The organism is Amycolatopsis sp. NBC_00348 (assembly GCF_036114655.1).
Lineage (GTDB): Bacteria > Actinomycetota > Actinomycetes > Mycobacteriales > Pseudonocardiaceae > Amycolatopsis.
The window spans coordinates 4,305,020-4,326,834 of sequence record NZ_CP107994.1; the positions used below are offsets into that span (position 1 = coordinate 4,305,020).

Genomic DNA, 21,815 nt, shown 5'->3' on the forward strand with positions numbered 1-21,815 from the left:
CTCCTTCAGCCGACCGAGGCCAGACCCTGTCCGAGCGCCAAGGGTTCGACGTCCGGCGGGCGGACGCCGCGCAGGTCGGCCGCCGCCAGCGTGCGGGACGCGGCCGTGGCCGACAGCGTGCGGGCGAGTTCGTGTGCGGCGTGCACCGTGCGTTCCGACGCCGCCGCCAGCTCGTGCGCCAGCGCGTCACGGACGGCGTCCGGCACTTCGTGACCGCCGCGGACCAGCAGCCGGACGGCGATCTCGCCGAGTTCGTCCACTGTGTACTTCCCCAGCTCCCAGACCGCCGGGAACCGGTCGCGCAGCGACGGCACCAGCCCGGCCAGCGTCCGGACGCGCCGCGGTTCGGCGGTCAGCACGACGACCGGATCGGCGGGCCGCCGTCCGACCGCTTCCGCCAGCGCTTCAAGGACTTCGTGGCCCGGAGTGTGCACAGTGGACTCCCACTCGCCGTCCAGATCGAGCACGAGGACACCGCCGCTCGCGTCGTCCAGCGCGGTGCGGACCAGGTGTTCGGCCTGTCCCGGCCAGCGCGGCATCAGGTCCTCCGCGACCGACCGGCGGACGAGCTGCCCGACGCCGACCAGGCCCAGTTCGGCGAGCCCCCGCGCGTACAGCCGGGCGAACTCCGCCCGGCCCGAGCCGCGCTCGCCGCTGAGCACGACGTTGGCCTCCTGGCCGAGCGGCTGACGGCCGTGCTTGAGCCCGCCGAGCCGGACCAGCAGGCGCTCGGCGTGCTCCCGCACCGCCTTCTGGCCGACGAGCTTGCGCAGCCGGTGCACGCTGGTCGCCGCGCCGACGGCGGCGGCCGGATCGGTACCCACCGACACCGCCGCCTGGGCCGCCGCGGGCAGGTTCGCCAGCTCGGCGTGCAGGTCCTCGGCCGTCAGCCGGTTGAGCTCCGAGTCCTTCGACGGCGGCTGCAGCGCCAGGCGCGACGCCTGGTTGTTCACCATGGCCTCGAACAGCTTCCGCGCGACGCGGCCGTTGCCGAACGTCGAACTCTTCGGCACCCGCTCGAAGTACTCGCGCAGTGTCGTCATCGCGTCGTCGGTCAGCTCGTAGTAGTGCTTGCGGGTCAGGCCGGTGGTGATGGTGACCAGCTCGTCGACGCTGTAGTTCGGGAACTCGATGGTCCGGGTGAACCGCGACGCCAGCCCGGGGTTGGACTCGAGGAAGACGTCCATCTGCTCGGAGTAACCCGCGACGATCACGACGAGCGAGTCGCGCTGGTCCTCCATGATCTTCATCAGCGCGTCGATGGCCTCCTGGCCGAAGTCCGGCCCGGAGCCGCCGGAGCCCGCCGACAGCGTGTACGCCTCGTCGATGAACAGGACGCCGCCGATGGCCTTCTCGACGACCTCGGTGGTCTTGATCGCCGTCGAGCCGATGTACTGACCGACGAGGTCCTGCCGCGCGACCTCGACCATGTGGCCCTTGGACAGGATGCCCAGCTCCGCCAGGACCGTGCCGTAGAGGCGCGCGACCGTCGTCTTGCCGGTACCGGGAGGGCCCGCGAAGACGAGGTGCCGGCTCATCGGCGGCATCGGCAGCCCCATCCGCTCCCGCATCTGGGACATCCGGATGAGGTTGATCAGGCCGGTGACCTCCTTCTTCACCCCGGCCAGGCCGACCAGCGACTCCAGCTCGCCGAGCGGGCCGTCGAGCACCTCGCCCGAGGCGTCGCTCGTGCTCGGCTCGACGGTCTCCGCTTGCGGCATCTCTCGGACCGGTTCGCTCGCCACACCGTCCACTTCGCACTCGGTGAGCGTCACGTTCGCACCGTCGTCGGACGAGACGCCGTTGTGCACGCGGCAGCGCGACGCGGTGAGCGTGGCGCCGGCCTTGACCACGATTTCGTCGGCGATCTCGCAGTCCTGCAGCTCGGCCGTGCCGGCGACGCGGATGCCACTCCCCCGCACGTGGAGGTCGGTTCCGGTCAGCCAGGACGATTCGGTTACCTCGACGGCGATCTCGCGTCCGGTTTCGACGGACGCGTCGGTGAGGTCCAATCGCGACTGTCCGGAAAGGACGATGCCGTGGCCCGCGAGCCGCAGCCCGGCGATCCGGACCTTCGCGTCGGCGGTGACGAGCACGCCGGTCTGGGTCGCGCCCCGGATCGTCGCGCGCTCGAAGTTCGGCGTCGCCTGGCCGTCGGCCAGGATGATGACGGGTGAGTCCTCGAACGTGCAGTCCACGAAGTGCGGCGACGCGTTGCCGGTGACCTGCACGGCGTTGCGTTCCGCGCCGGCGAAGACGCATTCACGCAGCACCGGCGCGGCCGACGCGGCGACGTGCACGGCCTGCATCGGCGCCGACAGGAACCGGGAGTCCACAACGGACACCCGGCCTTCACTGGTCAGGTACAGGTCGACGTTCGCGCTGTCGCGCACGGTCAGGCCGGTGATGGTGGCGCGGCCCTGCTGCTCGACGACCATCGCGGGCTTCTCGGCGCCGGTGATCTCGCACTGCTCGACGACCGCGACGGCCTCGCCGTTCACGCAGACGCCGTTGCCCTTCGGCTGCCGCACCGCGCACCGGCGCAGCACGACGGACCCGACCTCGGCGACGACGACGCCCGACGACGCGGTGCCGGTGATTTCGGTGTCCTCGATGGTGCTCTGCGAGGGCGATGCGACGACGATCCCGGCGCCGGCGGTGCTGGTGACGGCGCAGCCGCGCAGGGCGAGGGACCCCTGGAGGCGCGCGAGGAGCGTCGCCCAGGAGGCGCCGGTGACGCGGCAGCCGTCGAGGGCGGCCTCGCCGCGCACGACGTCGACCGCGACGAGCTTGTCGTCCTGCCCGGTGAGGGTGAAGCCGCGCAGCTGGACGGCCTCGGCGTTGGCCACGAGCACGCTGCCTTCGCGCGCGACGATCTCGACGTCTCCCTCGGCGACCAGCGAGACCATGCGGTCGACGACGAGGTTCTCCTCGTAGCGTCCGGAGTGGACGGTGATCGTGGCGCCGTTCTGAGCCTGCGCCAGCGCGGCGCCGATCGTGGGGTAGGCGCCTTCTCCGCCGACCGTGAGCACCTGTCGGTTCATCAGTTCCGCCTCTCCCTCACACCAGCCCCGGCACGACGCCGAACCGCCCGGCGGCCACCGTCGCGATCGGTTCGCGGCCGTCCGTCTCGGCCCACACCTCGAGTTCGCGCCGCAGCGACTCGAGCGCCAGTTCGTCGAGCGAGATCCGGTCGGCGGCGACGCGGCCGGTCTCGTCCACCTCGCTCACGGTCAGCTCTCGCAGCAGCACAAGCCCGCGCCGGGTGGCGGTGGGCTCGGTGATCTCGAGGACCTTGAAACTGGTGCCGGGCACGAAGAGCGCGCGGTTGGCGACGCCCTCGGCGGGCTCCAGCAGCTTCGTCCGACGGGCGGTGACCGACCAGACGAGGATGTCCGTGTCACCGTCCGAAGTGGACATCGGAGTCGTCATGGCGTGCAGGAAACCCCACTCGGTGAGCACTTTCCGGCTCCGGTAGAGCGCCCACTGCCCGGCGGTCGGACTGGTCGCGAAGCTCGCGGGCCCCCGGTGCGAGGGCAGCCGCCCGAGCCCGGCGACCACGCAGCGCGCGATCGGCACGTGCGGCCCGTTGCGCCCGGCCCGCAACCCGGCGTCGATGGCCGCACCCTTGGCCGAGAGGTAGAGCTGCACGGCAACGGCATCGGTGAGCACATCGGCAGGCGACGCGGCGAGCGCACCCTGGAAGCCGGGATGTTCGGAGAGGATCCGCGCGGCGGCGTTGGACATCAGGCCGTACTCCGCGCCGAGAGACTTCCGAAGCCACTCACGTTCCTTGTCGACGCCCCGCTTGGGCAGCAGAGCGGTCGCCTCGGCGGCGGGGGTGGGCTGGAGCCGAGCATGGTTGGTATCGCCGTCCGCGACCTCGAGGGGCGAACCCGCGGACGGCGGGGTCTGGGGAGTGTCCGCTTTCTGGGGCGTTTCGCCCGGGGCAGCGGGGGGTGGGGTGCCGGTTCCGGTGGCCGGTCCGCCGAGGAACCCGGCGGGTGGGGTGGCGGTTGCGCCGACCGAGGTGCTGAGAACTCCGGCGGGCGGAACTGCCGGCGGCGGGGTCGCAGGACCGCCGGTTGCGGCGGGTCCGCCAGGGACTCCCGCCGGCGGAACCGCGGGAGGCGGGGTCGCAGAGCTGCCCGCTCCAGCGGGCCCGCCAGGAACGCCCATCGGCGGGACCACGGGAGGCTGAGTCGTGGGAAGCGTGGTCGCGGTGGTACCGGATCCGCCGAGGGCGGCTGCCGGAGACTGTCCAGTGGGAAGATCCGCGGCCGAGCCGCCGAGGACTCCAGCCGGCGGAACCGCGGGCGGCGGCAGGGTCGCGGGGCCACTCGAGACCATGGAACCGGCCGCAGCCTCGCGGAGGCCAGCGGGAGGAACCGCTGGCGGCGGGAGGGGCGCGGGGTCGGTGACTACCGGTCGGGCGACCTCAGGCAGGGCTTCGGGCTGCGGGTCGATCGCAGAGACGGAGTCGGTCGCCGGGCTATCCACACCGGCGGACGGCGGGGTAGTCGGGCCACGAGAAGCGCCAGTCGCGGGACCAGTCACGCCAGCGGGCGGCAGGGTGACCGAGCTTGCCGAGCTGATCGCCGGACCATCCACGCCGACGGGCCGAGTTGCCGAGGGCGGAGTGGCCGGCCCCTCGGGAGCGCGGGTCGCCGAGCCATTCACGCCGATCAGCGGAACCGCCGGCGGCGGGGTTGCCGGGCCACGCGATGTGAACGACTCGGGCGTGGCGGCGCCGGTTGCCGGGGCGTCCATGCCAGCGGGCGACGGGGTGGCCGCACCTGTCGAAGTGACCGCGGGCGGCGGCTGGGTGACCGGGCCGCCGGAAACTGTCGTGGCACCCCTGTCCGCGACAGGAGAGATCGTCGTCGGACCGGCAGAGACCGCCGGTGCGTCGGCGGGCGAGGTGATCACCGGGCCGGCCGAAGTGTGCGAAGGGGCCTTGACCGCCTCTGTTGCTCGCTCCTCCGCCGCCAGTGCCGGGATCCGGGGCGGCGCTGCCGTCGTGATCGTCACCGGGGTCAGCGAAGCCGCGATCACCGCGCCCGGGTCCAGGCGCTCCGAGATCGTCAGCAGCGGGGCCTCCGCCGGGGACGTGCCGCCCACTCGGGCCGGGGCCGCCGCCGGGCGGACTGCGGCGGCAGGGGGCACCGGCGACGCCGGGGCTTCGATCTCCGCCATCGCGCGTCGCGGGATCGTCACCCGGGCTCGCTCCGCCAGCAGGGCCGCCGCGGGGAGGATGCGGCTGATGCGGCGGGTGTGCTCGTCCAGCCTCGCCAGGACGTCCTCCGCCAGCAGGCGCATGCGCTCCACCGCGTCCGCGCCCTCCTCCGGGACGTCGTACGTCAGGTTGTGCACCGACGTGTCCAGCGTGACCTCGCGCAGCGCCTCGGCCGTCGGGCCGGCTGACGGCGGGCGCAGCAGCAGGCCCGACTGGACGACCTCCAGCACCGCGTCCGGCGAGTACCAGTAGACGGCGGGCTCGATCTCCTTCAAACCCTCGATCGGCAGGCGGTGGTCCAGCAGGCGAGGCATCGGCTGCTGCGGGACGTACGCCAGCTCGCGGGCGAACGTCGCCCAGCCGAGACCGCCGTCGTAGAGCACCGTCCAGACGTCGAGGTCGTGCGGGGTGCCGATCGGGAGTCCACTGTAGAACCCGACTTCGCGGCCCAGCAGGTCGGCGAGCGACTGGCCGAGCGTCGTGCCGGACGGCACCGACATCGGGCCGTACTGGACGAAGCGGGCCTTGTGGCGCACCGGTTCCGGCAGACGCATCCACAGGCGGGCCGCGTCGTCCATCGTCAGGGGTGGGCAGCCTGGGCAGCCCAGGACGATCGTCATCGTGTCCGGCAGCGCCGGCAGCCCGCGGATCAGCGCCGACCGGTGGTAGCCGAGCTGGCGGTCGAAGCCCACCGGGCGGATCCAGAGGCCGCCCGGCAGCGGCTCGGCCACGCCGCGGGAGCTCGTCGACGTCAGTTCGGCCGTGACGCCCGAGTCCCAGGACGGACGCGGGAAGCGCTTCGCCTCCCACTTCGGCGGCCGGCCGGGCTGGAAGCGGACCCAGCCGCTGCCGCGTCCACTGTGGACGAACAGGGCGCCGCCCGCGCTCGGGATCACCGAACCGTCCGGGGCCAGCACCGGACGGCCGATCCGCTCGGCCAGCCACTGCCCGGCCAGCGCCGACGTCTCCCGCGAGCGTCCGCCGATGACAAGACGCACTCCGCGACGACGTCGCGGCAGCGCCTTCGCCACCGATTCCCACAGGGAGATCGGCGAGTCCACCGGCAGGTCGACGACGACGAGGTCGTGCTCGGAGTCGGCGGCGACGCCCAGCGCGAGCGCCTGCGCCTCCTCCGTCATCCCGGCGGCGGGGTGGACGACCAGGGCGTTGCCGACCGTTTGCCGGTTCAGGTCGGTTTCCGGGCCGCCGCGGCGGCGCACCAGCGAGAGATCCATGGTGACGCTCCTTTCAGGCTCGGCGGACCGGGGGCGGCGTCGCCTGGACGGCGTGCCCGGTGTGGTGGGCGATCAGGCCGAACACGAAGAACCCCAGCACGATCAGCACCGCCAGCGCCGCGCCGACCAGCAGGCCGGTCCAGGTGCGCTTGGCGGGCACGTCGAGGTGGCTCGCGTCGCCGAGCACGAGGGCCGAGGTCATCCGCCCGATGAGGAACGAATACGCCTCGACGTGGTCCTTTTGCGTCTGCACCATGGTTTCAGCCCGTCAGTCCGATGGCCCACGCGTACGTCCCGAACAGCTGCAGCAGGATCGGGAGGATCGCGACGGCGCTCAACGTCTCCAGCCAGTTGGCCAGGTGGCCCCAGATCGGCAGCAGCCGCCGTGGCGGGGGCCGCAGCATGGCCAGCACCAGCAGGAAGAACACCAGCACCACCCCGGCCGCGGACGCGCCGCGCCAGTCCGGGGTCAGCGGTTCGATCAGCGAGAACGTCAGCAGCACCAACCCGAGCGCGCCGGCGACGGCCAGCGGCACTCGCTGCCACGCGCCCAGCAGGCTCCGCGAGCGCATCAGCACCGCCGCCGCGAGCAGGCCGGCCAGGATGCCGGGGAACAGGCCTTGGCCGACCAGGAAAGGGAAAGAGCAAGCGAAAATGACGGCCGAGGTGACGCAGGCGATCGTGAGGTAGCCGTCGGCGTACGCGGTCTGCGCGACCATCTTCTCCGCCGGCGCGGGCTCGATGTCGTACTGCAGCTCGTCGGCCGTGCGGGGCAGCTGCGGGCCGCGGATGCGCGCGAACCGGATGCCGATCCGCGGCGCGAACACCAGCAGTCCGATGAGGACGGCCGAGACCAGCGCGGCCGACTGCACCGGCGAGAACTCCGGGCCGTAGTGCAGCCACAGCGTCACCGCACCGGCCGCGGAGGTGGCCACGACCGTGCCGAACGGGATGAACGGCGTGACCGGCGCCCACGCGGCCCGGCCGCCCAGCATCAGGCCGCCCGCCAGACCGGAAGCCAAGCAGCCGGACAGCAGGGGCGCGGTCTGCAGGTCGAACGCCGGCCCGAGGCCCGCGACGGCGACCGCGCCCGCCACGAATCCGAACCCGCAGCCGCCCAGACCCAGCAGCGTGATCAGCGCCGTGTCTTCGGACCGGACGCCTGAGCCGACGGCCGCGACCAGCAGGCCCAGTGCCACGACCGCGCAGCCGATGGCGGACAGGCCCAGCGCGCCCGGGTAGAGCAGCACCCGGGCCAGCACCAGCAGGCCGGCGATGGCGAAGCCGAGGAACAGGAACCGGTTGAACTCGGGCTTCCAGCGGCCGGCCTGTCGGCTGACGGCGGTGGCCATGCCGTCGGCGATGTCGTCGAAGTCCAGTTCCGGCAACGGGTCGAGCCGGGGGCGGAGGTGGAACTCCTCCCCCTCCTTCCAGTCGAGCGACTCCGGCGTGCCCGCCGGGTCGAGCGGCGCCTCGCCGAGGCGCTGCAGGACCCAGGAGTCACCGAGGTCCTCGTGGCCGCCGGTGTGCCGCAGCAGCACCGGCAGCAGGCTCGTCACCGGGACACCCATCGGCACGGCCAGGTCGGCGCGCCCCTGCGGGCCGTGCACGGTGACCCGGCACAGCTCGCCCTGCTGCATGGCGGTCAACGTCCGCTCCCTTCGAGAGTGCCGAATGTGCTGCCGACGAGCTGGTCGGGACCGGGCACGAACCCGGTCTGGACGAGCTTCACGCCGCGGCGGGTGACGAGCTGGGCGCGGCCGGCCGGCAGCTTGCGCGGCGCGGCCTCGCCGAGGAACTTGCCTTCTTCCTTGGGGTAGGAGAAGACGACGCCGGGGCTGCCCAGCTCCCACAGCCGGCGGATCACCGGGTCGCTCAGCGCCCGCATCGCGCCCGACGTGCTGCGCGCGACGACGAGGTGCATGCCGATGTAGGCGCCCTGCGCGAGCAGCGACAGCAGCGGCTCGAGAGGCGAGCCCATGCCGCCGGTGAGCAGCTGGTAGTCGTCGACGACGAGGAACAGCCGGGGGCCGGTCCACCAGTCGCGGCGCTTGAGCCGGTCGGCGGTGACGCTCTGGTCCGGCACCCGCGGCGAGAGCGAAACCCCGGTCTGGGTCGCGAGTTCCTGCAGCGCCTCGGTCGTGGTCGCGTAGCCGACGCGGTAGGCCTCGGGGACCTCGGCGTCGAGCTGACGGCTCGGATCGGCGAGCACGATCTTCGCCTCGCCCGGCCCGTACCGCGCCAGCACCGAGCGCAGCACCAGCCGCAGCATGTTGGTCTTGCCGGTCTCGTTGTCGCCGAACACCAGCAGGTGCGGCGTGGCGCGGAAGTCGTGCCACACCGGCAGCAGCCGCTGCTCGTCCTGGCCCAGGGCCAGCCGCAGGTCGCCGTCGGGGCGGGGCAGCTCGGACAGCGGCAACGTCGCGGGCAGCAGCCGCACGGCCGGCGCGCGGCGGCCCGGCCAGAACGTGTGCACCTCTTCGGCGACGGCCTTGGTCGCCGCGGCGAGGTCGTCCGTGGCGGCGCTGCCGTCCATCCGGGGCAGGCCGGCGAGGAAGTGCAGGCCGTCCGGGGTCAGGCCACGGCCCGGCTGGCTCGGCACGGTCTTCGCCTTGCGCGAGCCGATCTCCGACTCCATCGGGTCGCCGAGACGCAGCTCGAACCGGGTCTGCAGCAGGTCGCGCAGGTACGGCCGGATCTCCGACCAGCGCGTCGACGCGATCACGACGTGGACGCCGAACGACAGGCCGCGCGAGGCGAGTTCGCCGATCTTCTGCTCCAGCTCGGAGTAGTCGTTCTTGAGCGAGTACCAGCCGTCGACGACCAGGAAGACGTCGCCGAAGGCGTCCTCGACCTGGCCGCGGCGACGCAGCTGCCGGTAGACGTCCATCGACTCGACGCCGCGTTCGGAGAAGATGTTCTCGCGGTGCTCCATGATCTGCGAGATCTCTTCGATGGTCCGCACGACGCGGTCGCGCTCGAGGCGGGTCGCGACCGAGCCGACGTGCGGCAGGCCGCTGATCGACATGATCCCGCCGCCGCCGAAGTCCAGCCCGTAGAACTGGACCTCCGCCGGCGTGTGCGTCATGGCCAGGGCCAGCACCAGGGTCCGCAGCAGCGTCGACTTGCCGGTCTGCGGGCCGCCGACGACCGCGACGTGCCCGGCCGCGCCGGACAGGTCGGCCGTCAGCAGCTCGCGGACCTGCTCGAACGGCCGGTCGATCATGCCCAGCGGCACGCGCAGGCGGCCCAGCTGGGCCGGGTCCTGCACGCTCATGCCGCGCACGGCGTCGGGCAGCACGCCCGGCAGGAGCGCGTCCAGGCTCGGCGACTCGGCCAGCGGCGGCAGCCACACCTGACGCGCCGCCGGGCCCGCGCCGGTGAGCCGCTCGACGAACGCGTCGGCCAGGGTCGGCCCGCTCGGCGCGGTTTCGAGGACTTCCTGGGCGGTCTTCTCGGCGGTGGGGTCCGGCTCGTCGTCGCGGACGATGAACCGGGTCGGCCGGGTCCGGGTGAAGAACGGGACGACTTCGGCACCCGCGCGGGCGACATCGCTCGCGCCGTCACCGCCGCCGGCCGGGACCGGGCCCGAGACGTAGGCGGCCTTGAAGCGGACCAGGTTCGTCGTGTCGATCTTGAGGTAGCCGTTGCCCGGTTCGGACGGCAGCTCATACGCGTTGCCGACGCCGATGACGCTGCGGGACTCCATCGAGGAGAACGTCCGCAGCGCGATCCGGTACGACAGGTGGCCCTCGACGCGGTGGATGCGGCCTTCGTCCAGCCGCTGCGACGCGAGCAGCAGGTGGACGCCGAGGCTGCGCCCCAGCCGGCCGACCGAGACGAACAGCTCCATGAACTCCGGCTTCGCGCTCAGCAGCTCGGAGAACTCGTCGACGACCAGGAAGAGCGTCGGCATCGGCGGCAGCTGCTCGCCGGCCGCGCGGGCCTTCTCGTACTCGAACAGCGACGGGTGCCCGCTCGCGCGCAGCTGCTCCTGGCGGCGCACCATCTCGCCGTTGAGCGAGTCCTGCATCCGGTCGACCAGCGGGAGCTCGTCGGCCAGGTTGGTGATCATCGCCGAGGTGTGCGGCAGCCGGTCCATGCCGAGGAACGTCGCGCCGCCCTTGAAGTCGACGAGGACGAAGTTGAGGATCTCCGACGAGTGCGTCGCGGCCAGGCCGAGCACCAGGGTGCGCAGCAGCTCGGACTTGCCCGAGCCGGTGGCGCCGATGAGCATGCCGTGCGGGCCCATGCCGCCCTGCGCCGACTCCTTGAGGTCCAGCTCGACGATCTCGCCGTCCTCGGTGACGCCGATCGGCACCGACATCCGCGCCCGCTGCACCGCACGCGGACGCCACTGCGCCGGGATGTCGAAGCTGTGGACGTCGCGGATGCCGAGCAGCGCGGTCAGCCCGAAGTCGCTCTCGAGGGGCTGTTCGGTGATTTCCAGGGTGCCGCTGGTGCGCTTCGGCGACAGCAGCCGGGCCAGGCCCTCGATCTGCGTCACGGACAGCTCGTCGCGGATCGCGGAGCCGACGCCGGTGCCGGCCGGGAACTCGACGCGATCGTCCTTTGTGGTCAGTCGCAAGACCTTGGGGCCGCCGGGAAGCGCGCCGGTGACGTCCAGCAGGACGACGTTGCGCAGGCCCGCGCCCAGCAGCCGCGACGACTCGGGGATCATCGCCAGGTGCGCCACGATCACCACGAACGGTTCGGTCGTGGTCGGGCCGACGGCCTTGTCGTGGTCGTCGCGGTCGGCGACGTCCGGGCCGAGGACGTCCATCAGGTCGTCGTGGTCGGCGGCCAGCAGCCGCAGCGGGCCGGCCGGGTCACGCAGGGTGGCGTGCTGGTTGTGCGGCAGCCACTTCACCCAGTCCCACTGGGACTGCGCGGCTTCGGTGGTGAGCACGGCGATCCGCAGCTCGTCCGGCGAGTGGAACACGACCAGCTGCGCCAGCATCGCCCGCACCAGGCTCGCGGCGGCCTCGGGGTCGCCGTCGAACTCGACGCTGGTGAAGCTGCGCAGGCCGACCGCCGTCGGGATGCCCGACAGCGACCGGTAGGTCTCGGTGAAGCGGCGCAGGGAGATCGCCGACAGCGGTTCGAGGTCCTCGATCGGCTTCGTCACCGGCGGGACCAGTTCGAGCGCCGACTGCTGGGAGCCGAGGCCGATGCGGACGCGGCCGAAGTCGTCGTGGCTGACGCGCCGCTCCCACAGCCGCCGTCCCATCGACAGCGACCACAGCGAGTCCGGCGACGGGTTGTTCCACGCCACCGCGCGGCGCTGCTGCTCGGCCGTCGCCCGGGCCCGGGTGCGGACCTGCGCGATGTAGCGCAGGTAGTCACGGCGTTCGGCGCGCATCTTGCGCTTGCGCTCCCCCACCGCGCGGGTGAGCTGGCCGACGCTCATGGCCATCATGGACAGGCCCATGCCGCCGCCGAGGACGTAGGTCATCGGCGAGCTGCCGCCGACGCCGGAGAACGACAGCACCATCACCATCGACCCGATGCCCATCGGCAGCATCATGAGCAGCGAGTTGAAGTCCCGCGCCGCCGGTTCGGCGAGCACGGGCGGCTCCTGCAGCTCTTCCTGGCCTTCGGGCAGTTCGGGGCCGGACGCGCGCGGGCCGCGCTTGACGGTTTCCGTGCTCACTCCAGCACCCCCGAAGGCCGGCTCGCGGGACGGCCCCAGGCGGAGTCGTCCTGGCTCAGCAGGTCCGCCATGGTGCGTTCGGCCTCTTCCTCTTCGCCCTCTTCGGCTTCCGGTTCCGGCGCCTCGGCTTCGGTCTCCATCACCGGGCCGTCACCGCAGGTCGGCAGTTCGTCCGGAATGGACTCGCCATCACCGACCCGGATCCGCCGGTACGTTTCCCGCGGCTCGTCTTCGGCGGGCCGCCACGGCTCGTCACTGCGTTCGACGAGGTCCGTGCTGACGTCCTGTTCCTCCTCCGCGGGCGGCGCGAACGGCAGGAGGCCGGGCAGGAATTCGGCGGTGCCGACGTCCCAGGCGGAGGTGTCTTCGCTCGATTCGACGGGCCGCACGACGGAGATCCGCACGTCGTCGTCGCGATCGTCCGATGTGGACTTCCCGACGGGCGCGGTGCCCCAGCCGCTGACCGGCACGGCCGTCGCCCAGCCGCGCGGGGTGCCGGCGCCCGGGTCGGGTTCGCCCGGGGTGTCGGCGGTGGCCCAGGCCGAGACGTCGCCGCCGAGCAGACCGGCGGAGTCGGGACGTTCCGCGGTGGCGCCGTTGTCAGGCGGCGTCATCGGCGGCGGCATCATCGGCATCGCGGGCACGCCCGCACCGGCGGCGGCAGGCGCCTCCGGAGTCCGGGGAGTGTCGACGCGCGGGGCGGCCGGGATTCCGCCGCCCACACCACCGGGCGGGGCGGGGTGAGACCACGAGGCCGCACCCAGCGCCGGGGTCTCGCCGACCGAGGTCGGGTCGCCGGTCCCGCTGGGGGTGTCCGGCGTCCAGGCCGCGTCCACGCTCCCGAGCAGACCGGCCGAGTCCGGCCGCTCCGCTCCCGGCGAGTTCGCGCCACCGCCCATGCCGCCCGGCGGCGTCATCGGCATCCCGGGCGCCGCCGGTGTCGAGTCCCCAGTGGACGGTGCCGCCCACGAAGCCGGCGACGACCACGAGGCCGCCCCCAGGGCCGGAGTCTCGCCGGCGGATGTCGGGTCGCCGACGCCGGTGGGCGCGTCCGGCGTCCACGGTGCGTCGATACCGCCGAGCAGACCCGCTGAATCCGGGCGCTCGGCGCTCGTCGGGTTCGCGCCGCCACCCATGCCGCCCGGCGGCATCATCGGCATGCCCGAACCCGGAAACGCTTGCTGCTGCGGAGAATTCGCCGACGACAGGCCACCTGGCGCCTGCAACTGGCTCGCGTCGAGGCCCTTGACGCCGCCCGGGTCGACCGCGTCCGCGCCGCCGACGTCCGACGGCGGCGCCGACCAGGAGGCCGACTGCAGCGCGGGAGTCTCGCCGAACGAACTCGGGTCGCCGAGACCGTCCGGCACGTCCGCCGTCCACGGTGCGTCCACGCCACCCAGCAGACCGGCCGAATCCGGCCGCTCCGCACCGGTGGGGTTCATCCCGCCACCCATGCCACCCGGCGGCATCATCGGCATCCCCGAACCCGGCATGCCCTGCTGCTGACCACCATTCGACGACGAGAGACCACCCGGCGCCTGCAACTGACTCGGGTCCAGGCCCTTGATGCCACCCGGGTCGACGGAACCGCCGCCGATGTCACCCGCACCGCCCGCGCCCCCGACGTCACCGGGAGGCGCCGACCACGAAGCCGACTCCAGCGCCGGGGTCTCGCCGAACGAACTCGGGTCGCCCAAGCCGTCCGGCAACGCCGAATCCCACGGCGCGTCGACGCCACCGAGCAGACCCGCCGAATCCGGCCGTTCCGCACCGGTGGGGTTCATGCCGCCACCCATGCCACCCGGCGGCATCATCGGCATCCCCGAACCCGGCATGCCCTGCTGCTGACCACCATTCGACGACGAAAGGTCGCCCGGCGCCTGCAACTGACTCGGGTCGAGACCCTTGATGCCACCTGGGTCGAGAGCGCCGCCACCGACGTCGCCGACGCCACCCGCGCCGCCGACATCGCCGACACCGCCCGCGCCACCGACGTCACCCGGGGGCGCCGACCAGGAAGCCGACTTCAACGCCGGGGCGTCGGTCAGTGCGCTGGGGTCGCCGAGGCCGTCAGGCAGGCTGCTCGTCCACGGCTTGTCGACGCCGCCGAGCAGGCCCGCCGAGTCCGGGCGCTCCGAGCCGGCGGGGTTCATCCCGCCGCCCATGCCACCCGGCGGCATCATCGGCATGCCACCGCCCATCGGCGAGGTGAAACCGCCGCCCGCCTTGGGGTCCTGCAGCGACGACGGCACGTCGGCCGGGTTGAGGGCGTTCGCGCCCAGCCCGTTGAGACCGCCGGCCCCCGGCGGGGTGCCCAGCGCCGGCGACTTCAGGTCGCCGAGGCCGTTGAGACCACCCGCGCCACCGCCCGCGCCGACGTCACCCGGCGCCGAATCGAACGACGGCGACTTGATGTCCCCCAGTCCGCCGGCGCCGACGTCGCCCGGCGGGCTGTCGAGCGCGGGCGGCTTGATGTCGCCGAGGCCGCCGGCCTTCTGGTCGTCCTTGCCCCCGGCACCGGACGGCGGCGGGGTCAGGTTCGGCGAGGTCAACGGCGGCAGGGCGCCACCCGCGCCGACGTCGCCGGGCGGGCCGTCGAGCGAGGGCGGGTTGATGGCCCCGAGATCACCGGGGCCACCGGTGCCGCTGTCGCCGCCCGCGCCGGGCGGCGGCGCGACGGCGAGGTTCTGGAACGGCGGGGGTGTGCCCCCGCCGTCCCCGCCCAGACCGGAGTCACCGCCGGGTGGCGGCGGGATTTCGGCGCTGGACAACGGCGGCGGAGTACCGCCGCCACCGCCACCACCCGTGTCGCCGGGCGGGGGCGGGAGTTCGGGAGGCGGCACGTCGCCACCACCGCCACCACCGGAACCGCCGGGCGGGGGCGGGATGGCGGGCGGGGGCGGCGCGTCCGCGGGAGGCGGGATGTCCGGGGGCGGCGGGGCTTCGGGCGGCGGAGGCGGCGGCGGGACGTCCACGGGCGGCGGGGTCGCCGGCGGCGGCGCGGTGTAGCTGGCGACGGAGAACGAGTGGTACTTGCCGGACAGCTGGTTGCCGACCTGGCGCATGTCGTTCGTCATCATCTCGACGGCGTCGGGGAACTGCGAGATGTACGCGCGCCCGTCGTTGAGCACCTTGCCGCGCGCGATGACCTGCTGGGCGTAGTAGGAGTCGATGTAGCGCAAGGTGTTCTGCGCCCACTGCAGGTACGCGGCCGAGTTGGCCAGCTGGTTCGGGATGTTGCGGCCGCCGCTGCTGCCGTCGCTGATCTGGTGGACGAGGCCTTGGAACTTCGAGGCCATGTCGTTCATCATGCCCTTGAAGTTGGTCGCTGCCGTGCCCTTCCACGGGCCGTCTTCCCCGGCGAGCGCCTCGACCTGCTTCTGGACGGCCTCCGCGACGACGGCGAGGCTCAGCTGCGTCGTCTGGAACACGCCGGCGGCGGCTTGCAGGGACTGCCAGTTCACGTTGCCGTAGGCCTGGTCGGCCTGGTCCTGGCCGGGCGCCATCGACCCGCCGCCGAGGATGGCGGCTTCGATCTGCTTCCAGGTCAGGCCGTCGAAGTCCTTGCCGGGGTCGCCGGTGGAGTTCGACGGCGTGTTGCTGGAATCCGGCCAGACGCCGTTGTCGTCCTGGGTGAACCCGTGGGTGTTGTTGTCGTCGCCCATCGTCCCTCGCTCGCCCGTCCCTGGTTCGCCTCAGCCCGCCGCAGTCCCGCCCCGCGTGCGATCGATCAGTGCTGTTTGGACCCCGCGCCGGTGATCTCCGAGCTCAGCTGCCCGAAGTACTGGTTGTAGGCGTCGGTCGTCATCTTGTTGGCCTCGTCGGCGGAGTCGTAGGCGTTGGCCGCCTTGTCGACCGCGTCCGCCGCGTCGTGCATCGCCGTGATGAGGTCCTGCACGGTGGTGCGGGTCGAGTCGCGCAGGCCGCCCTCGCCGACGATCGGCTGGATGAGCTTGTCGTGCGCGGTGGCGAACACGCCCGGCTTGATGTTCACGGTGTCGAGCTGGCCCGGCAGCTTGGAGAGCGGGCCGTCGGCGAGCGTGCGCAGGTTCTGCGCGAACGTGTGCATCGCCTGGGTGTTCACCGCGGTGACGCCCTTGCCGGGGTGGTCCGCGCCGCCCGGGACCGGCGGCGCGGTGGAGACGTCACCGACCGGGATGTAGACGTTGCCCTGGTCGCCCGGGTCCTGGTGGCCGGGGCTGTTGAACGCGCCCTCGGTCGACGGCGGGGTGTCGCTGTGCTGGTTGTTCGGGTTCGCGATCGAGGCGGTTTCGAAGACCACCGGGTCGAAGGCCATGGCGGGAGGAGTCCTTTCCGGTCTGTCGCGTTCGGACGAACCGGCCGGGGCGCGGCGGCTGACGGCCGTGCCCCGGCCGGAGCGCGGGAGACTCAGCGCTGCGCGAACCGCGTCGCGTTGGCGCTCTCGGTGCTCGACGTGCCCTCGTTGACGGTCGCCAGCGTGCGGCCGGCGGCGTCGAGCGACTGCGGGAGCGTCAGCGCCTGCTGGCGGCACCACTCGTAGGTCGACTGGAACTCGTCGGCCGCGCTGCCGAGCCAGTGCTCGCGCTGCGCGGTGATGGTGCGGTTCATCTGGTCGAGCAGCTCGGTGATCTGCTGCGACTGCTGCTGCGCACGCCCGACCGTGGCTTCCATCTGCGCGAAGCTGATGGTGAACTGACCCAGAGCCATGGGTTTCCTTTCCTGAAGAGGGAGTCCGGTCAGAAGCCGGGGAGGCCGCCGATGGTCGCGGCCTGCTGGCGCACGTTCGAGGTGTTGTCCTCGTCCTGGCGGTCGTAGTCGTTCGCGCCGGTCGTGACGTGCTGGGAAAGCGTGTTCAGCCGGTCGACGATCGTCTGCACGGTGCGGTCGAACGTGCCCATCGCCTCGTGGAAGACCACGGCCGCGTCCGAGCGCCAGGTGCCCAGCAGCTCCTGCATCGTGGAGTCCACCTGGCGGTTCACGCCCGTGATGCCCTGGCCGGTGTCGGTGATGGTGCTAGCGCCTTGGCGCATGATCCCGGTGTCTACCTTGGCGCCGTTCTGAGCCGCCATTTTCGCCTCCTCGAATCCGTTGTTCTGCCCTGCCTCAACGGGGTCGGGCCGCCTCCGTCCACAAAGGAGTTCCGCGGGCCCCGGCATCGCCCCGCCCGGCACTCTCGACGCCGGAAGACGTGAAAGCCTGACGGAGACAGCACGATGATCGTATGGATGATTTCCGAAGGGCGCGCGACGCGGTTCCCTTAAGGACACACAGGCGCGAACGGTCGGGCAGAACCGGACATTCGTGGTCACCACCCAGCAGAACGGCTCCGAAAGCCGGTCGCGGCGCCGGGTGGCTGCCCCTCCGGCCACGAATATCTGCCCGCGAACGCCCGGCGCGCGGGCGGGCAACCCTACTAAAGTCGCGGATTCATTCCACCGGTGAGGAATAATCGCGCCGGAGCCGTGTACGAACAATCGGCTTGTCCGGTGTGGACATTCTTATTTCTTCGGTACCGAACCGGATTTGGTGCGGTACCGCATCACTCATCCGGGGGATGCCGCGAAGACGAAACCACCCCGGTCTCCGCGGAGACCGGGGTGGTGGACGAACGGGCACTCAGACGCGGCTGAAGAGCTTCCGGGCCCGGCGGCGCACCGGCAGCCGGCCCGCGACGGCGTCCTCGAGCAGGGCGCCGACCGTCTCGCGGGCGCACGCCCGGTTCGCGCCGATGCCGCCGGACGGGCCGCGCTTGATCCAGCCCGCGACGTAGGTGCCCGGGTGGCCCTCGACGCGGCCCTCGACGTTCGGCACGGTCCCCGTCGCCTCGTCGAACGGCAGGCCCGGCACGCCGGTGCCGCGGAACCCGGCGGCCCGCACGACCCGGCCCGCGCCGATCTCGACGTCACCCTCGACGCCGGTGACGCGCACGCCCCGGACTTCGGTGTCGCCGGTGACCGCGAGCGGCGCCGAGTGGAACCGCAGGACGATGCGGCGGCGGTCGTCCGGCGGCGGCGTGGACCAGTCCACGGACTCCCGCGGCAGGCCACGCAGTAACACGGCCTTGCCGTCCCCCTGGTCGATGGCCGCCGCGACGCGCGGGTCGTGCGTGTCGACCACGAGGTCGACGCCGGCGCGGTCGGCGAGGGCCAGCAGCTCCGGGCGCGTGTAAGCGGCGGTTTCCGGGCCGCGGCGGGCGAGCAGCACGACCTCGCGCACCTTGCCCGACCGCAGCCGGGCCAGCGCGGCCGGGGCGATCTCCGTGCCCACCAGGCTCTCGGGGTCGGCGGTGAGGATGCGGGCGATGTCGAGGGCGACGTTGCCGGTGCCGACGACGGCCACCCGCTCGGCCGAGAGGTCGACGGCGCCGGGTGCGATGTCCGGGTGGCCGTTGTACCAGCCGACGACGGTCGCCGCGGCCAGGCTGCCGGGCAGCTCCTCCCCCGGGACGCCGAGGGCCCGGGCCGCCGTGGCGCCGACCGCGTAGACCACCGCGTCGTGCCGCGATGCCAGCTCCGCCGCGGTGACGTCGCGGCCGACCTCGGTGCCGAGGCGCAGCCGCAGCCGCGGGTGGTCGTGGAACCGCGCGAACGTCTCGCCGATCTTCTTCGTCGACGGGTGGTCGGGCGCGACGCCGAAGCGGATCAGGCCGCCGGCCACCGGCAGGCGGTCGACCAGGGTGACCCGGGCGTTCGTGTGCAGCAGCAGGTCCTCGACGGCGTACATGCCGGCCGGCCCGCTGCCGACGACCGCGACGTCCAGCGGCGCGAAGTCGCTCGGGAGCACCCGGGTGAACGCCGGCTGCGCCCAGCGGTGGAAGTTGGGCGCGGTGCTCGCCTCGGCCAGCACGTCCTGGCCCGCGTAGTACTCGGCGTTGATCTCCTCGTAGGCCCGCAGCGGCCCGGTGAGGTCGCCGGCCGGGAAGATCGCGTCGACCGGGCACGCGTCGGCGCAGGCGCCGCAGTCGATGCAGGTGGCCGGGTCGACGTAGAGCATCTCGGTGCGGCCGAAGTCCGGCTCGTCCGGCGTCGGGTGGATGCAGTTGACCGGGCAGACCGACACGCAGGAGGCGTCGGCGCAGCAGGTCTGCGTGATCGCGAAGGCCATGGCGTCAGATGAGGTTGGCGCGCTTGTAGAACCACAGCGCCGGCTTGGTCAGCAACCCGGCGGAGTGGAGGAACTCCATCAGCCCGGAGCAGCTCGAGCGCAGCATCGACTTGTGGTGCTGGTTGGCCTTCGCCTCGCGCCGGGCGCGCTTCCCATCGAGCCCGGCGTTCTCGTAGACCTGGTGGTTCACCATGCTGGTGACGATGAAGAACGACGCGATCGCGACGACCAGCGCGTTGATCTGCCGCCGCACCCAGCCGGCGCCTTCGAGCCGCTGACGGGTCTCCTCGCGCGCGAACTTCATGTGCCGCGACTCTTCGACGACGTGGATGTTGTTGATGGTCCGGACGAACGGGACGACGCGCTCGTCGCGCATCCAGTCGCGCTGCATGACGTCGAGGACCTCTTCGGCGACGAGGATCGCCGCGTAGGCGGCTTCACCGGTCGCGGTGGCCTTGAAGATCCGGCCGGCCTCGACGACGAACCGGCGCGGGCGGTAGGCGGGCGCGCCCAGCTTCGCCGCGCCGCGGGCGAACATGATCGAGTGCCGGCACTCGTCGGCGATCTCGGTCAGCGCCCACTGGAACGCGGGGTCGGTCGGGTCCTTGGCGTAGAAGTCACGCAGGATCATCTGCTGCAGGATCATCTCGAACCAGATCCCGGTGCTCGCCACCGACGCCGCCTCGTGGCGGGTCAGCTCGCGCTGCTGCTCCGGCGTCATCTCGTCCCAGTAGGACGTCCCGTAGAGCGTGCTCCACTCGGGGCTGGCGCCGTGGAAGTCCTTGTCGAGCGGCGTCTCCCAGTCGACCTCCGTGACGGGGTCGTACGAGAGCTGCTCCGAGGAGTCCAGCAGCCGGCGCGCGATGGTCTCGCGGTCCGACACCTCCGGCACGCGCTCGCCGATGCTCGTCATGGCCGACCTCCTCGTCAGGGTGTTACCGCAGTTTACTGTTACCAAACGTAACACATAGATGTTCCAGTGCACACCCGTCCTCGGAGTCAGCGTTCGCGGAACTCGCTGGGTGGCGCGCCGAGCAGGCGGTGGAACATCGTGGTGAACGCGCCCGGGCCCGCGTAGCCGAGGTCCGCGGCCACCTCGGCCACCGGCGCACCCGCCGCGAGCAGCGGCAACGCGTGCAGCACGCAGGCACGACGCCGCCACGGCGCGAGGCCGAGCCCGGTCTCGGCGCGGAACCGGCGGTGCAGCGTCCGCTCGGCGACGTGCAGCCGGGCCGCCCAGGCCGCCGGCCGGACGTCGACGCGCGGCGCGGCCAGGAAGTCCTGGCACAGCCGGCGCAGCTCCGGGTCGGCCGGCAGCGGCAGGTCCAGCGGCAGCGGCGCGGCCCGGCGCAGTTCGTGCAGGGCCAGCTGCAGCAGGACGGCGTCACGCCCGCGGGCGGCGTAGCGCGGTTCGACGTCGACCGCCTCCCGCAGCAGCTCGCGCAGCAACGGCGTCACCTCGACGACCCGGCAGCGGGCCGGGAACCACGGCACCGCACGGGGTTCGACGTACAGGCTGCGTGTGCTGACGCCGGCCATCCGGACCGCGTGCGGCGTGCCGGCGGGAATCAGCACGGCCCGGTGCGGCGGGACGGTCCACGCGCCGTCGGCCGTCTCGACGCGCATCGAGCCGGTGACGCCGTAGAGCACCTGGGCCCGGCGGTGGCGGTGCTCGGGGAGCACGTGCCGGGGCGGGTAGTCGGTGCCGATGGCGACGACGTCGCGGTCGAGGTCGTCCACGGTGTCGATGTGGGTGTTGCGCACACCCTCGAGTCTAGGTGGCCGGAACTCGGAGGAACGTGGCTGATCATCGAATGCCCGCCAGGCTCGTCCGGCCTAGCGTTCCGGTACGTGCTCCTCTTCGGATTGGGCGTCCTCAGCGGCGTCACCACCGCGCTTTTCGGGTTCGGCGGCGGGTTCGTGACGGTCCCGGTGGTCTACGCCGTGGCCGCGACCGGCCCGGCCGCGATGCACGTCGCGGTCGGGACGTCCGCGGTGGTGATGCTGGTCAACTCGCTCGGCGCGACGGTCACGGTCGTGCGCGCCGGCCGGCTGCACCGCGCGTACGTCTGGCCGCTGGCCGCGTTCATCGCCGTCGGCGCGGGCCTCGGCGCGCTGGCCGCGACGAGCGTCCCGGACGGCGTGCTGCACGCGCTGTTCGCCGCGTACCTGGCCCTGACCATCCTGGACGGCGTCCTGCGGCGCGGGTTCCTCGGCGGCGGCCGGCCCCGGCCGTTGAGCCGTGCCACCGTGACGGCCGGCGGCGTCGGAATCGGGGCGGTGGCGGGATTCCTGGGCGTCGGCGGCAGTGTCCTGACGGTGCCGCTGCTGCGGCGGCGCGGCCTGCCGATGAGCGACGCGACGGCGCTGGCCAACCCGCTCAGCCTGCCGGTGGCCGTCGCGGCGACCGCCGTCTACCTGGCCGCACCGGGGCCCGCGGCGATCGACCCGGCCGCGGCGGCGCTCCTGCTGGCCGGGTCCTTGCCGACGATCGCGCTGTTGCGGCGGTGGTCCCCGGACATCCCGGACCGCGCGCACGCCGTGGCCTACCTCGGCCTGCTGGCGGCGGCGCTGGTCACCGTCCTGGTGTGAGCCCGGCGCGCCT

Annotated in this window: 13 protein-coding genes; 1 reads left to right on the forward strand and 12 read right to left on the reverse strand. The window is 72.8% G+C overall.

The genetic code is table 11. The features are described 5' to 3' along the window. Nucleotides 1–5: 5 nt before the first annotated feature. From OHS58_RS18670 to OHS58_RS18725, 12 genes are all read right to left on the reverse strand, one after another. Nucleotides 6–3,044, reverse strand: coding sequence for a right-handed parallel beta-helix repeat-containing protein (locus OHS58_RS18670; RefSeq protein WP_328649205.1), 3,039 nt, complete (start codon nt 3,042–3,044; stop codon nt 6–8). A 16-nt stretch (nt 3,045–3,060) separates the two neighbouring features. Further along, nucleotides 3,061–6,471 (reverse strand): hypothetical protein, encoded by a 3,411-nt coding sequence (locus OHS58_RS18675; RefSeq protein ID WP_328649206.1) that lies wholly within the window; start codon nt 6,469–6,471, stop codon nt 3,061–3,063. A gap of 13 nt (nt 6,472–6,484) precedes the next feature. Continuing rightward, nucleotides 6,485–6,727 carry a type VII secretion protein EccB gene (locus OHS58_RS18680; protein ID WP_247050436.1) on the reverse strand — a complete coding sequence of 81 codons (243 nt, stop codon included), beginning with the start codon at nt 6,725–6,727 and terminating at the stop codon, nt 6,485–6,487. A 4-nt stretch (nt 6,728–6,731) separates the two neighbouring features. Next, entirely contained in the window at nt 6,732–8,111 is a 1,380-nt protein-coding gene (eccD, locus tag OHS58_RS18685) for a type VII secretion integral membrane protein EccD (protein WP_328649833.1), read from the reverse strand. Between the two features lie 5 nt (nt 8,112–8,116). Beyond that, the gene (gene eccCa, locus OHS58_RS18690; RefSeq protein WP_328649207.1) at nt 8,117–12,124 is read right to left on the reverse strand and encodes a type VII secretion protein EccCa; all 4,008 of its coding nucleotides are present in this window, start codon (nt 12,122–12,124) and stop codon (nt 8,117–8,119) included. Beyond that, on the reverse strand, nt 12,121–15,789 hold the full coding sequence (locus OHS58_RS18695; protein ID WP_328649208.1) for a WXG100 family type VII secretion target: 3,669 nt from the start codon (nt 15,787–15,789) through the stop codon (nt 12,121–12,123). The genes eccCa and OHS58_RS18695 overlap by 4 nt, the downstream gene beginning before the upstream one ends. 65 nt (nt 15,790–15,854) lie before the next feature. Then, the gene (locus OHS58_RS18700) at nt 15,855–16,421 is read right to left on the reverse strand and encodes a hypothetical protein (protein WP_328649209.1); all 567 of its coding nucleotides are present in this window, start codon (nt 16,419–16,421) and stop codon (nt 15,855–15,857) included. Between the two features lie 92 nt (nt 16,422–16,513). After that, entirely contained in the window at nt 16,514–16,813 is a 300-nt protein-coding gene (locus tag OHS58_RS18705; protein WP_247050428.1) for a WXG100 family type VII secretion target, read from the reverse strand. 29 nt (nt 16,814–16,842) lie between these two features. Next, nucleotides 16,843–17,175 carry a WXG100 family type VII secretion target gene (locus OHS58_RS18710; RefSeq protein WP_247050426.1) on the reverse strand — a complete coding sequence of 111 codons (333 nt, stop codon included), beginning with the start codon at nt 17,173–17,175 and terminating at the stop codon, nt 16,843–16,845. Between the two features lie 547 nt (nt 17,176–17,722). Next, nucleotides 17,723–19,210, reverse strand: a complete 1,488-nt coding sequence (locus tag OHS58_RS18715; RefSeq protein WP_328649210.1) for an FAD-dependent oxidoreductase — start codon at nt 19,208–19,210, stop codon at nt 17,723–17,725. A gap of 4 nt (nt 19,211–19,214) precedes the next feature. Beyond that, nucleotides 19,215–20,123 carry an AurF N-oxygenase family protein gene (locus OHS58_RS18720; protein ID WP_328649211.1) on the reverse strand — a complete coding sequence of 303 codons (909 nt, stop codon included), beginning with the start codon at nt 20,121–20,123 and terminating at the stop codon, nt 19,215–19,217. Between the two features lie 86 nt (nt 20,124–20,209). Then, nucleotides 20,210–20,974 (reverse strand): AraC family transcriptional regulator, encoded by a 765-nt coding sequence (locus tag OHS58_RS18725; RefSeq protein ID WP_328649212.1) that lies wholly within the window; start codon nt 20,972–20,974, stop codon nt 20,210–20,212. A gap of 87 nt (nt 20,975–21,061) precedes the next feature. On the opposite strand from OHS58_RS18725, the gene OHS58_RS18730 reads away from it, so the two are divergent. Next, on the forward strand, nt 21,062–21,802 hold the full coding sequence (locus tag OHS58_RS18730; protein ID WP_328649213.1) for a sulfite exporter TauE/SafE family protein: 741 nt from the start codon (nt 21,062–21,064) through the stop codon (nt 21,800–21,802). Nucleotides 21,803–21,815: the final 13 nt, after the last annotated feature.